The following is a 13,226-nucleotide window of genomic DNA, read 5'->3' as shown; positions in this document are numbered from 1 at the left end:
GCGAGCCAAACTCAAACCCCGTATAATCCGTCAGGGAAATGGATATTTTTCTGCTCGATTAAGTTAAGGACTTAACTATGCTTGTGTTAAAAATAATCATTGGCATCATTATTCTTGCTGGAGCTTTTTTTAGTTTTTTAACTTTTAATAATCATTGCAATAGAAAGTTCGGTTATCGCTTTTTCACAATGACTTCATTTGTAATTGTTGGTGCATCATTAATTTTAATATCCATAGGCCATGAATGGCGGCTGGATGCTCTAAAAGAAAATGGCGATATACTGAATGGAATTATCCTCATGATTATTGGGGTTCTTATTTCAATGTATTTAGTATTTAAAAATTTCAAAGAAACAAATTTTGTTTATGGACTTGGCGGCAGTATTGTCCAGCTCTCTATATTTGGCGTTCTGACATACCTCGGCATAGTTGTGCTTATCATTACCATCGCCATCTTTATAGTGGGCAACATGGGCGCTCAACGTGTGTATGTGGTTAATAGATAATATTTTAGAATACGAACAGGCAAAAACAGTGCTCGGCTCAAGACCATGAATATTAACAGGTCGACCAGCAAACAGATTGCCTATTTCTCTCCTACCAACTCAGCAACAGCGCACCTTAAGCCCCTGGCGTCCAGCAGCTTTTCCCCTTCACAGAGAATGTCCCGGTATTTCCGGGCCTCGCTGGCGAGATAGTTGCGCGAGAGCGGGTTCATAAACCCATGTTCACCCGCCGATTTGAAGCAAACCACATCCGGCTTTTTTTCCAGCTCTGCAATCACGGCATCGACAGAAAAGTGTTCTTCAACTCGCGGAAAAACCAGGGTCACAGGACAAGACGGGCTCAGCTCAAGACTGTTTCTGATCTGTCCGGGATAAAAGCCGGCGAGGTGATGAATTGGATGCTTGCTCTCGCTCCCTGCCACGCGCCAGGCCGCCGATGCTCCCGCACTGAAGCCCAGCAGAACAAGCTTTGTTGCGGATTGTTGCGATACTTCCCTGACAGCTTCTTCGACCAGGGCGGCATAAACCTCATGACCGCAGTCAGCCATAAAAGCCGCATAGGCATCCGCTTCACAGGCAAAGGACCTTGTTTCACCCTGATAGGAGTCAAGCTGCTGTACATCATAGTCCACCCCCCGAAGTTTCTGCTCCAGTTTTTCCGTTTCCGGGCTGCGGCCCCAGATGTCGGTGATCAGCAGTACAGGCATCTCAGCCCCCCTCTTCCCCGGTTGAGGGATACGTTCGGTCGAGCAACAACTCTTCAGAAATACCAGCCTGAACACCGCGTTCAAGGTAGGTCGAAAGCGCCACATAGCTGCGGGTCGCCCGAACCCCGGTGATTTTGTACAGCCGGGCGAGAAAACCCTCCAGCGCCTGACTGCTCTGCAGTCGCACCTTGAGCAGCATACAGGTATCCCCGGTGACGGAATGCATTTCTTCAAGTTCAGGAAGTTCTGTCAGGTCCATCAGTTCCGGCGACTTTCCCCAGCCAGAGGTATCCACATGAACAAACGCCAGCAGAGGTTTGCCAATCGACGGGCCGTCCAGCTGCGCCGCCGTGCCCTTGATCCGCCCATCCGCGCGCAGACGCTTGACCCGTTCGTGGGTTGCCGGGGCAGAAAGGCCAACCCGATCCCCCAGCTCGGCGAAACTGAGATCCGCTTTCTGGCAGAGTTCACCTAATATTCTTCGGTCAATCGCATCAAGTGGGCGGGGGGTATCCGTCATTTTCCGAACAGTATCTCTTTTTTATCATTCCGCGAATTAATCACTTCACAATACCATATTCGGCAATTACCGTTCAATGCAGTATATAACTCATGGCCAGTCCGAATGTTCACCTTCCCTATCTTCCTGCTGACAGCCTCGGTTGCCATTGTGGGATCAAACTCACTTCTGCTCAGCCCCATTGCCGGGGCCGTTGCCCGCTCCTTTCCCGGAACGGATGCTGCGGATGTTCTGCTGGCCTCGGCGGCCTATGGGCTATCGACGGCTGCAAGTGCACTTTTGCTGGCACCACTGATTGATCGTATCGGCGGGAAACGGGCCCTGCTGCTGGCCTTAAGCCTTTTGACCTGTGCGCTGATCATCACCGCAACGGCACCAACACTCTGGGTGCTCTGTGCCGGGCAGGCGCTAGCTGGTATCGCAGCCGGGGTAACCCTGCCCGCAGCTTATGGTCTTTCGGCAGAACTGGCACCGCAGGGGCGCGAAAGCGAAACCCTTGGGATCGTTCTGACGGGCTGGACCATCAGTCTGGTGTTCGGGGTCAGCCTTTCCGCGCTGATGACTGATTTGCTGCACTGGCGCGCGGCCTTTGGGGTGATCGCCTTTATCGCCCTGATGATTGTCACCAGTCTCTATCTTACCGGACGACGGGACAGGCTTGGAGAATCACCAGGCTGGGGAGCAGCCGTTCGGCGCGACAGCGCGACATCTCCCCTGACCGCCCTGCGGGTACCGGGGATCATCCGGGCCTTGATGGTCTGCGCCGCCTTTATGACTGCCTTTTACGGCCTTTACAGCTACCTCGGGGTCCATTTACAAACCGTGCTCGGCAAAAGCACCTCTGTCAGCGGGCTGGCAACGGTTGCATATGGTGTTGGTTTTGGTGCCGCTGTCGTGCTCGATCGTTTTATAGATCGCCACGGGGCCGCGCGGATTGCCGTATTTGTCTTCACGGCTGTTGCCATGACCTATGGCTCCATGGCCCTGGCAGCAAAGGATTTCTTCAGCCTCGTCGTCATGTGCTTTGTCTGGGGCGGCGTCAACCATCTGGGCCTTAATCTGATTGTGGGCCGACTTACCGCCCTTGATCCGACCCAGCGCGGAGCAATCATGGGACTCTATTCCGCCGTGGCCTATCTCTGTGTCTTTGTTGGAGCCATCGGCTTCAGGCCACTCTACGAGCTCTCCGGCCTTTCCGCCTGCGCCCTGCTCGCCGCCCTTTGCATTCTGCCAGCCATTATCGACGGCATGAAGCGACGCCGGGAAACCGGAAAGATAACCGCCAATCCGGCCTGACCCGGGCCCTCCATGCAAAAACTCTTCAACCTGCCGGGTCAGACCATCGCCATGACCCGGGCCGGGCCGCCTGTGCCGCCGCGGTGTTTGGGGGCACCGACAATCAGAACCGCGCCACTTGCCGGAACCTTGTCAAGATTGGCGATGCATTCAAGACCCCAGCGGTTTTCCGGCAGCCAGGCATAGTGGGTGGCAAAGTCCGGGGACAGACCGTAATCCAGTGACAGACTGTCTGTGGCGATCCCGATGGTCGGGGTTTCCAGCAGCATCTGGGCAGCTTCGACATGGAAGCCGGGAAAATGCATTTTGCCGTCTGCATCCACATTGCGGAACATCTCCCCGCCCACATGTTTGTCCCAGCCGGAGTTCATCGCCACACAGGCTTTGTCTGGGATCTCGCCATGCCGGGAAATCCATGCCTTGATGTCATCCGGTGTCACCTGGGCATCGGCATCTGCTGCGGCCTTTTCCCTGATATCAATCACGCAGAGCGGCACCACCAGATTGCTGATCGGGATCTCGGCCACCGACTGTCCATTTTCGGAAAAATGCAACGGGGCGTCGACATGGGTTCCCGTATGCTCGTTCATCCGCAGTTCCAGCAGATTGAACTTGTGTTCCTCGTAATTGAATTTCTGGTCGCGGAAAAACTGCTGCTCGCCAAAAAAGGTCGGGAAGTCCTCGTGCAGTTCGTGGGTCATATCTTCGGCTCGCCCGGGTCCACCCGCCAGAACCGGTGTGGAAAAGGTCGTGGTCGACAGCGCCGCAGCCGATGCCCCCAGCGCGGCTTTTCTGAACAGGTCACGACGGGACAGCATTTTCCTTTTGACGGATTCAATAACACAGACATCACACATAGCGGCATCTTCTCCCTGTTAAGTACAGACTGTTATTTTCCGCTTCCCCGTGAAAGCCCGTTCAAAAACCAGAAACAAAACCAGGGACGAGGCAGCGGCCTGATGAAGAGACAGCAACCATACCATGAATATCTACTGAGATAGAATCACGTTTAAGACAAAGGGCCTTCTTCACCCGGCCCGGGCGCAGACAAGTCTGATATCAGGCTGTTCTGCGCCAGACTCTGTTCGAGCTGTCGCACAGCAGACCGCATGGGGTCGAGGTATCGAACAGCAGCGACCCGCGGTGTCATCGCCGAGGTGAAAAATACAAGGTTTATCGAGGCCACCACCTGGTCGCCGGAACAGACCGGCAGGGCAATTGAAGAGATCCCCTTGTCGGTTTCATCCACAGACTGGGCATAGCCGCGTTCCCGGGTGATCTTTACCAGCGACTGGACAAAGGCCTTGTCTCTGCCCCGGGCATCTTCGGGCAATTCCGAGTTCTGCAATGCTTCAAGCAGCGAGCTTTGCACCTCGGCTGTGGAAAAACAGAAAAAGGCCCGTCCCAGAGACGAAGTCAGCAAGGGCCAGCGGACACCGACCATATTGCGGTTCCTCGACAGCGGGCTGAACTTGTGCGTTGTCTCCCGGATCACCATGCCCCGGCCATCAAAAACAGCAATGTCCGTGGGCCAGACCACCTGTTTGAACAGTTCCCCCAGAACAGGCGCCCCCAATTGGGTCACCCAGTCGCGCTGTTCGTAGCCCTCGCTGAGGGACCGTACCGCCAGCGTCAGGCTCCAGAGCGGGCTGGAGATTGCGCCGCGTTTGACAAAGCCTTCCGCCTCCAGCGTTTCCAGCAACCGATAGACGGTGGTCCGGTTTAACCGGCTTTGCCGGGAAAGCTCCTGCACGGTAACCGGGCCCAAGCGGTTCATAAGCTGCAAAAGGGACAAGCCGCGGGCCAGGGCACGCACCGGGCGATGGGTCAGGTCTCCGACGCCCGGGATCTCGCCCCTCGCTTCACGCGGGAATTTCTCCAGCTCTGTTTTGTCCGACACTTTTCCAGCTCCCGGTCTTTAGTTTTTTTTTGCAGCTTTACAATCACTGTTCGCACAGTGAATATTTTGTAGCAAGTGATTGCAGCAGCGTCAAAGCAGCGTAAAAGAAAATCATGAAGGTTGTGCCGGGAACGCCGACTGAAACATTCCTGATGCGCCGAACCCTGCCTTGCGTTCCGATGCTCGGAATGGATCATCCCCGGCACAGCCTTCATGATCTCGCTGTCTGGCCTGTGACTGGCCTGTGACTGGCCTGTGACTGGTCAATAACTGGCCAAGTATCTGGCCAAATAACTGATCAGCGTGGCCTCCAGAGGCTGGACAAGAAGATCTTTCTTCATTGCATAAACCGGAAACGGCACAGGATTCATGATGCTCCCCCTCGACCTCCTCTCAGGATTTTTTGCCATCTGTATCCTGCTTGCCCTGACTCCCGGACCAGACAATATTTTTGTGCTGACCCAGTCGGCCCTCAGCGGGCGCCTTGCCGGTGTTTTTGTCGTTCTCGGCCTCTGTACCGGTGTCCTGGTTCACAGCACGGCTGTCGCGCTCGGGGTCGCGGCCATCGTACAGACCTCCAGTCTGGCTTTTAATGCGCTGAAAATATTGGGGGCCTGCTATCTGCTCTATCTCGCCTGGGCTGTCTTGCGCGCCCGGCCAGAACCGCTTGACGTGACAGGCCCCACAGCCGCTGCCCAAAAGCAGAAACAGCACAAGGCCGATTACTTCAGGCTGTATCGTCGCGGCATTATCATGAACGTGACCAACCCGAAGGTATCGATCTTCTTTCTGTCATTTCTGCCCCAGTTTGCCGATCCCGCAAGGGGATCTGTCGCCGGACAGATTTTTGTTCTGGGCGGGTTTTTCATTCTCTCGACCCTGCTGATTTTTGGCGGGATCGCCCTGCTTGCCGGAACAATCGGCACGCACCTGCGCAACTCTGCCCGGGCCCAGAACATTGTTAACAAGATCGCCGGGCTGGTTTTTATCGGCCTTGCGATCAAGCTGGCGACGTTACAGCAATAACCCTTCTGGTTATTAACTCTGCCAATTCAAGCCGGATTTGGTCAAAGCGACCTCTGGAAAAAACCGTCTTTCCGGTCTAGAATGGAACAGCCCGCACAGCAGCCTGACCCGCATCAGCCGCGTGTTTACCCCTGTTATTCCGGGCCAGAAGAGTGTTGCCATCCCTTTGCCTCAAGGGAAAAAACGCACCCTGCAATACAGGGAACAACAGCCGAAACACAGAACATCTCTGTGAAATAGATAAAAAAATCAGCCTGTTAACAATAATTCATAATTTGTATGCTACTGTCACCCCGAATTGAGAGGACGACTTGAAAGAGCGGGTTCAAAGGCCAATACCGAAGCAGCCCCGGAAATGCTTCTGGCCGCCCTTTTAGAATAAAGGTAGATCTTTTGCATGGCGACTTCCCTGCAATCACTGCAGCGTTTTGCGACCCTGACAAGGCAGTCTGAGCTGACAGAGGTTCGGGCCGCGGTCGCCGCCGTTATCAAGGATCTGAAGGGCTCGGTTGAAAAAACCCGCGAGCCCGCCAAGGCCAGACGCTCGATTGCCGATCTCCTTGGCTTCCTCAACAGCCTGAATGCAACCATCCATCCGGGCCGGGCCGAGCTGGCACAAGCGATCTCGCGAGACATCATCCCCCTGCTCTACAAAAACCAGCCCGAACAAACCAGCGAGGTGGATGACTATCAGTATCTTCAGCCAGAGTATCTCCTGGTCAATTATCTCAGTTCGGTTCTGGGCGATCATCTGGCCCTGTTGCGGGGTGAACTTGAAGACCATCCCGGTTTCCGCAAGGGAAAGCGTCAGGACGTTGTCCAGCCGATTTGTGTGCTGGCCCCCGCTTTCGTATCCGGCCTGCGGGATCTTCTGACCAGCCTTGCTGTCACCCGGCTTCGAACCAAAAAAATCGAAACCAGCATTTATGAACCGCTGCAGCGTGATTACCTCAGACAGGGCCGTAATTCGGCCAAATTTTTTGATGAACAGCAGGCAGAGATCAGCGACGAGATCAACAAACACCTCGCCTGGGCAGAAACCATTGAAGACAATCTGAGGCAACAGGCGCGGAAAACGTCGTCAGCGACAGAAGCTGAAAACCCGGACGAAGCCGTCAATCATGACGAGGACATGATCCAGGAACTGCTCGACAAACTCAAACTGCATTCCGAAAAGCATGACTATTTCCTGCCCCGTGTCGCCGGTTTCAGACTGATTGCCAAACTCTTCAACCTTGCAAAGCCAGAGATTGCCAAGGCGATCAAGCAGCTCCACGACGCCACGCGCTATAGCGAAAACCACACAACAGTGGTTCAGCAGCTTGACGAACTGGTCAGCAACTTTGATGAATATGACTTTGACCTGATTGCCCTTTCGGCCCATCGCATCGGCGAGAAAACCGCCTGCCTTTCTCCCAAGGCCTTACAGGATGCCTGTATCGGCTCTGGCCGGACGACAGAAACCATGATTCAGGCCCGCCCGCTTGTCGCCGCAGAACTGGGGCGGCTGCCGATCCATCTGGCCAAGAAAATCAGGGAGATTGTTGGACAGGATCATGGTGATCTGGACGACATCCAGACACTTGATGGACTGTTTGAACACTTTCGATCCAATATCCATGACATCAACAAGACACGCTTCGAGGCAGAACTGAAAAGCTGTTCCGGTATTTTCTATGGCTCAAAGGTTCTCACCCCGCTGGGCAAGTGGCTGGAAAGCGAAGGCGCGCAGGAAGGGACCTTTTTCCTGCGCATGCAACAGGTCCAGATTTCCCTGAAGAAAAAATGGGGCCTGACCTAACACGCCCCGTAACAGATCACTATACCGGGGCGATCTACTGGGGCGATCTACTGGGGTGATGTACCGGGGCGATGCGCTGGATCAATGCTCCGCGATGATCACGCGCCACAGATCAACAAAAGCGATCCCGGCTTTCCGCTCTGCGGATTGATCGGCTCTGCGCAGTTGACGAGAGTAAAACCTGCCTGCCCGATCACCTCAATCCAGGAAGCAAGTGTTCGGAAATACCAGGGCATTGAAGTCCAGTTATCTGCCCGGTTTCCGTCACTGTTTCTGGCACTGTTTCCGGCACTGAAAGCAGCGAAGCTTTCTTCCTGCCAGCCGTCTTCATAGCCGCTTTCCGGACAGGCCTGCCAGGGATGCAGCGTTTGAATAACCAGCTTGCCCTGCGCACCCATGCACTGGCGCAGCGCGGACAACAGCGGCGTTATCTCTTCGCCCAACAGGGCAAAGTTACAGATCACCAGATCATAGGGGCCGCCCGCCCGCGCTGGTGCCTGGATAATCTCGTCATAGCCCAGATGCAGATAGCTTGATACCGGATCCAGTTGGCAGGCGCTGGCAATCAGATCGGCACTGCCGTCAATTCCGGTCACTGCACAGCCCGGCTCTGCCGACAGGCGCCGCACCAGCCAGCCCTCGCCACAGCCGAGATCGAGAACGCCTGTCGGCTGTGGCGCCCTCTCCTTTATCAAGGTCAGCGCAGCCGCGACAACTGCCTGATCGGTACAGCTCACCCGGCTGGCAATTTTTTTCTCTCTGACCGCTGCGGTCCAGAGCTGCGCATTGTCATCCCAGCTGGCCTTCAGGCGGGGAGAAAAGTCGCTGTTGTTTCTGCCCTGCCCAGAGCCATTCTGGCAGGCCTTTGTGGCACCGTTCTGTGGCTTAGCGTTCTGTGGCTTACCGTTTTGCGGCTTGTTTCTGGAATTATCCCTGGGCATAGCGTTTCAGACGTTGATCAAGGGTGCCGGTGTGCAGTTCAAACATATGGTTGTCATGATCATAAAAATAGATCGACCGCCCCTCGCCTTCAACCCGGCTTCGCCCTTCCCGCAGTTCCAGCCCCAGATCCCTGATACGCAGAAGACAGTCATCATAGGCTGTCTCCGGGATCTTGAAAGCAACATGATTATAACTGCGCGCGGGCAATGCTTCGCCCTCCATAATCGCAATCCACTGCCCGGCGACGAGAAAAAATCTTTCCCGCGACAGGGAAAAACTTGTGTCACCACTGTCATAGACTTTTTCTGCACCCAGGATCTGGCAGAGGATCGCTTCCATTCTGTCCAGATCCTGTACGATAAAGGTCATGTGACTGATGCCTTCAATCATCTTCTGCCCCCCCAGTTCTCCGCTTTCAGGTTAGAGTTCCGCATAACGAAAGGTCTTTTTACGCACAGATTTTGACGAGATAATGACCAGTTTTTTATACAAGCCGATTTTTTATACAGCCTGGAGTTTTAATAATAACCGGGATTTTTTCATGCCCAGAAATTCATACCCAGAAATTCATGCACAGAAAAAGGCAGGCCGCCTGTCCAGTGCTTTTGTTTTCAGCTCCGGTCCAGATCGGCCTGCCTGATCCTGTTTTACCAATACCTGTTAATGGTTACCTGTTGATGGGTGCCCGTTTACAGGGACCCATCAACAGGACCCCGTTTTACAGGGGCGCAAACTTCGCCGTGAAGTGGCGCAGCGCGGGCGGCTGTTCGGTAATACGATATCCGCGCAGGCTGTCTTTCATCGCCGTCAGTTCCTCGAACACCTCGACAATATAATCCGCGTGGGACTGGGTATAGACCCGCCGCGGCATGGCCAGACGCACCAGATCCATCGAGGCCGGGGCCTCGGTGCCATCCGGCGCACGCCCGAACATCACCGTGCCGATTTCACAGCCGCGAATACCGCCGAGCTCATAGAGCTTGCAGGCCACCGCCTGACCGGGGTACTGCAGCGGCGCGATATGCGGCAGCCAGGCGCGGGCATCGACAAAAACCGCATGACCACCCGCGGGCTTGACCACGGGAACCCCCATGGCATCAAGACGTTCGGTGATATATTCGTTGGTGCGGATGCGATAACGCAGATAGTCCTCGTCCACGATCTCGCTCAGACCCTGGGCAATGGCGTCAAGATCGCGCCCGGCCAGCCCGCCATAGGTCGGGAAACCTTCGGTCATGATCAGCCGTGTCCGCGCCTTGTCGGCCAGCTCATCGTCATTGAGCGCCAGCCAGCCACCGATATTGGCAAAGGCATCCTTTTTCGCCGACATGGTCATGCCATCGGCATCGGCAAAACAGTCGCGGACAATATCCTTGATCGCCCGCCCCTTCTGGCCTTCCTCGCGCTGCTGGATAAACCAGGCGTTTTCGGCAAAGCGACAGCCGTCGATGATAAAGGGCCGCCCATAGCGGCGGGCGATTTCAGCCGTGGCCCGGATATTGGCCAGCGATACCGGCTGCCCGCCCCCGGCATTGTTGGTGATGGTCAGCATCACACAGGGCACGGCATCGCCGTGTTGTTCCAGATAGGCCTCCAGCTTTGCAAGATCCATATTGCCCTTGAAGGGGTGGACCAGTGACGGGTTTTTGCCCTCGGCAATCACCAGATCATCGGCCCGCGCCCCCGTGGTTTCAATGTTGCCGCGGGTGGTATCAAAGTGGGTGTTGGAGGGAATGAACTTGCCCTTGCCGCCGAGAATGGAAAAAAGAATGGCTTCGGCGGCGCGGCCCTGATGGGTCGGGATGATGTGTTTGAAATCCATCAGATCGCGGATGGCGGCCTCGAAACGAAAGAACGAGGGTGATCCGGCATAGCTTTCATCCCCAGACAGGATCGCCGACCACTGACGCGCCGACATGGCCGAGGTCCCGCTGTCGGTCAGCAGGTCAATCAGCACATCATCGGAATGCAGTTTGAACAGATTGTAATCCGCCGCACGCAACAGATCGCGCCGTTCTTCCGGCGTGGTCATGCGAATGGGTTCGACAGATTTGATACGAAAGGGTTCGATTATTGTTTTCATAAAGGGGTCTCCGCTAACGCCCCTTTCAAGCGACCGCCCCCGAAGCAAAAATCAGGGAATCAGCCAGGTACTCAATCGGGGCAGAAGCGCCGCGGTTGCCTGCTGCTCATCAGCCTGCCGCGCTCAGCGCCCGTTTCATACCCGTTAAAATTATCTTTTTGATGGACTGTTGGCAAGAGGGAGTTGGCTGGCATCACCACACTCGACCCTGGTTCATTTTAAAACTCTTGCGGCTCTTTGGGTCTATCTTGCTTACAAAGCTCGTTACAACTGACTCCGGGTTTGTCACCTCAGTCATAACTTTAGCCATTGCTGATTCAGCCGCTTCTTTTGATTGCCAATGAATAAGGTCCAACCACCAGCCATCGGTGGTGCGGAAAATCTCGCGATCGGAGAAACCGGGCTGGTTCGCCATCTGCTGTTGAATTGCCTCCGCTGCTGCAAGGAATTCTTCATCCGTCGTCGGAACGAGATACTCAATTTCTGATCCGGGTGCGACAAGCCTGAAAAACTGGATCTCGGTATAGCCGCTGCCTTGAGGAATGCTGGCGGTTTTCCAGTGTCTTTTCCGGTCAGCATGGAACCAGACGATAGTTGACGGATCTATCAGGCTCATAATCGCCGCCCCATCAGGATCGGTCAGGATCTCCGCAGCTGCCTTTTCAAAGTCCCCAACTGACCGCCAGTGGATCGAATCAATCCATTGGTCATCATCATCCGATCTGAGTAGTTCCCGATATATACGGCCACTGAAACGCCGCAGGAAGTGATCCTGGACATGCTGTGCCCCCTCAACAAACCTGGCTTCTTCGACCCCCGGCAACAGTTTGAACCAGGCTATTTCGAGAATCATGCTGTCTTCAGCAAGAACAGCTTGGTTCGAGAGTGAGTGTGTAACAGTCGCAGATGCGATGTGCTTGCGGGACATCAGAGCTCTCCATATTTCAGAACGATACGTGATAAAAATATAACGCCCACATTTAGCTGGTCAATATATTTCTGAACGATAGGTTATTTATATTGCGTACCTACCCGTGACACTCCTATGACCGGGGTAATGCTTACAGAGCCGAAAAGGCGGGTGTTCTTCGAAAAAAACAGGACTGGTTACTACAGGCGATGAAACCATCAGATTCAGAACATACGCCCTCAGATACCTGGCTTGTCGCAATTTATGACAGCCATGGCTTGACACCCCATACCATGTTATATGCTGGATTATTTGCTGGGCGATATTTTCTGAACGAAGGGCGAGAGAAATTACCTACCCGCGGCGCAATGGTGAGAATTATTAGATGGGCAGACACAAAAGCTACGATCGGGATCTGGTCCTGGAGAAGGCTATGGAGCTATTCTGGGCAAAGGGTTACGAGGGGACTCATCTCTCAGAGCTCGTGAAAGTTACCGGGCTGAACCGTTTCGGCTTGTATGCCGAGTTTGGCGGCAAGGAAGGGCTTTTCCGGGCGGCTCTGGATTTGTATCTGAAATGGGCGCAGGAAACCTATCGCAAAACCCTGGATGCAAAGCCCCATGGTCTTGACAATATCAGAACATACTTCGAGGAAATGAGCTTTGGGGACGAATACAGCGGCTGTTTTATGGTCAAAACAATTGTTGAGCAGAATGTTGTAACAAATGAAGCCTTTTCTGCCGCCCACGAGGTTTTTTTGGAAGCAAAGAACCTGTTTCACAAAAACCTCTGTGCTGCCAAAGAATATGGTCAATTGCCGCCTGATCGAGATATAGACGCACTTGCAAACCTGTTATCTGTGATCGATAGCGGCCTTTCAATTTACGGCATCATTTCACAAAGCGATTCCGAGAAGAACGCGATTGCGCAGCAGGCTCTCCTTTTACTCGCGTCGATATCGCACAAAGATAATTCCTGAAGAATTCATGAGACCCCAGAAGATTGTTACCCGCTATAGACCTGGCGCTGGGGACTTGGATTTGGGGTTTACGCCAAAACAGACCATAAACTGCAATTGTTCACCTTCCGATGAGACTGTCAGAAGTTCTGTGTGATTTCCGCAAACAGGTAAAAACAGGACTGGCGCATGTCTGAAACATTTGATTTTGAGAAAGCTCTTCCCGTCCGACAAAATGGCCCGGACCTGACCGATAAGAATGACGTTCAGGCACCACGGGTCACAGCTCGCTGAAGTGGCGCAAGAAGATCCCAACTGCAAGAACGGCTTGCCAGCCTGCCGCGCTCAGCATCCGTTTCATACCCGTTAAAATTATCTTTTCGCCAGAGCGCTGGCAAGAGGGAGAGTGCGTTCGGGCGAGAGGAAGGGGCTTTAATGAACCAAGATCGAAAAGAATTTACAAATTGAAAAAGTTTTATCTAAGGTTGTGGTTCAATGGCGCTTTAACAGAAATTCTCGTTACCAGTAGAAATAGAACAGCGTGAAAATGGCAGTCGCCCGCTCTCGACCCAAAGCG

At 54.1% G+C, this 13,226-nt stretch carries 14 protein-coding genes; 6 read left to right on the top strand and 8 right to left on the bottom strand.

The features are described from left to right. Positions 1–77: 77 nt before the first annotated feature. Positions 78–506 (top strand): hypothetical protein, encoded by a 429-nt coding sequence (locus O4H49_RS02330; RefSeq protein WP_269421798.1) that lies wholly within the window; start codon positions 78–80, stop codon positions 504–506. Positions 507–586: 80 nt separating this feature from the next. On the opposite strand, the gene O4H49_RS02325 is transcribed toward O4H49_RS02330, so the two are convergent. Together O4H49_RS02325 and O4H49_RS02320 are read right to left on the bottom strand one after the other, a co-directional pair. Then, positions 587–1,213 carry a dienelactone hydrolase family protein gene (locus tag O4H49_RS02325; RefSeq protein ID WP_269421797.1) on the bottom strand — a complete coding sequence of 209 codons (627 nt, stop codon included), beginning with the start codon at positions 1,211–1,213 and terminating at the stop codon, positions 587–589. Between the two features lies 1 nt (position 1,214). Beyond that, positions 1,215–1,733 carry an Lrp/AsnC family transcriptional regulator gene (locus tag O4H49_RS02320; RefSeq protein WP_269421796.1) on the bottom strand — a complete coding sequence of 173 codons (519 nt, stop codon included), beginning with the start codon at positions 1,731–1,733 and terminating at the stop codon, positions 1,215–1,217. Positions 1,734–1,838: 105 nt separating this feature from the next. Between O4H49_RS02320 and O4H49_RS02315 the strand changes: the two genes are divergently transcribed. Beyond that, positions 1,839–3,029 (top strand): MFS transporter, encoded by a 1,191-nt coding sequence (locus O4H49_RS02315; protein WP_269421795.1) that lies wholly within the window; start codon positions 1,839–1,841, stop codon positions 3,027–3,029. A 38-nt stretch (positions 3,030–3,067) separates the two neighbouring features. On the opposite strand, the gene O4H49_RS02310 is transcribed toward O4H49_RS02315, so the two are convergent. Beyond that, a complete protein-coding gene (locus tag O4H49_RS02310; protein ID WP_269421794.1) occupies positions 3,068–3,886 on the bottom strand; it encodes a cyclase family protein in 819 nt (272 codons plus the stop codon). A gap of 152 nt (positions 3,887–4,038) precedes the next feature. Beyond that, positions 4,039–4,929: an IclR family transcriptional regulator domain-containing protein gene (locus O4H49_RS02305; protein WP_269421793.1), complete on the bottom strand. Its 891-nt coding sequence runs from the start codon at positions 4,927–4,929 to the stop codon at positions 4,039–4,041. A gap of 113 nt (positions 4,930–5,042) precedes the next feature. Between O4H49_RS02305 and O4H49_RS02300 the strand changes: the two genes are divergently transcribed. The 3 genes from O4H49_RS02300 to O4H49_RS02290 all read left to right on the top strand — a co-directional run bounded on the left by O4H49_RS02300 (position 5,043) and on the right by O4H49_RS02290 (position 7,756). Continuing rightward, the gene (locus O4H49_RS02300) at positions 5,043–5,177 is read left to right on the top strand and encodes a hypothetical protein (protein ID WP_269421792.1); all 135 of its coding nucleotides are present in this window, start codon (positions 5,043–5,045) and stop codon (positions 5,175–5,177) included. A 121-nt stretch (positions 5,178–5,298) separates the two neighbouring features. After that, positions 5,299–5,955: a LysE family translocator gene (locus O4H49_RS02295; RefSeq protein WP_269421791.1), complete on the top strand. Its 657-nt coding sequence runs from the start codon at positions 5,299–5,301 to the stop codon at positions 5,953–5,955. 397 nt (positions 5,956–6,352) lie between these two features. After that, positions 6,353–7,756: a hypothetical protein gene (locus O4H49_RS02290; protein ID WP_269421790.1), complete on the top strand. Its 1,404-nt coding sequence runs from the start codon at positions 6,353–6,355 to the stop codon at positions 7,754–7,756. Between the two features lie 98 nt (positions 7,757–7,854). On the opposite strand, the gene O4H49_RS02285 is transcribed toward O4H49_RS02290, so the two are convergent. The 4 genes from O4H49_RS02285 to O4H49_RS02270 form a co-directional block, all read right to left on the bottom strand. Beyond that, complete coding sequence (locus O4H49_RS02285; protein WP_269421789.1) at positions 7,855–8,697, bottom strand: class I SAM-dependent methyltransferase; 843 nt, start codon at positions 8,695–8,697, stop codon at positions 7,855–7,857. Further along, positions 8,684–9,088, bottom strand: a complete 405-nt coding sequence (gene fosX, locus O4H49_RS02280) for a FosX/FosE/FosI family fosfomycin resistance hydrolase (RefSeq protein WP_269421788.1) — start codon at positions 9,086–9,088, stop codon at positions 8,684–8,686. Before fosX ends, O4H49_RS02285 begins: the two co-directional genes overlap by 14 nt. 328 nt (positions 9,089–9,416) lie before the next feature. After that, positions 9,417–10,781, bottom strand: a complete 1,365-nt coding sequence (locus O4H49_RS02275) for a tryptophanase (protein WP_269421787.1) — start codon at positions 10,779–10,781, stop codon at positions 9,417–9,419. Positions 10,782–10,974: 193 nt separating this feature from the next. Then, positions 10,975–11,709: an antibiotic biosynthesis monooxygenase family protein gene (locus O4H49_RS02270; protein WP_269421786.1), complete on the bottom strand. Its 735-nt coding sequence runs from the start codon at positions 11,707–11,709 to the stop codon at positions 10,975–10,977. A 367-nt stretch (positions 11,710–12,076) separates the two neighbouring features. Between O4H49_RS02270 and O4H49_RS02265 the strand changes: the two genes are divergently transcribed. Further along, a complete protein-coding gene (locus O4H49_RS02265; RefSeq protein ID WP_269421785.1) occupies positions 12,077–12,670 on the top strand; it encodes a TetR/AcrR family transcriptional regulator in 594 nt (197 codons plus the stop codon). Positions 12,671–13,226: the final 556 nt, after the last annotated feature.

The organism is Kiloniella laminariae (genome assembly GCF_027214005.1).
GTDB lineage: Bacteria > Pseudomonadota > Alphaproteobacteria > Kiloniellales > Kiloniellaceae > Kiloniella > Kiloniella laminariae_A.
The sequence above is the reverse complement of the archived record's forward strand: the minus strand, read 5'-3'. Positions and strand labels throughout refer to the sequence as shown.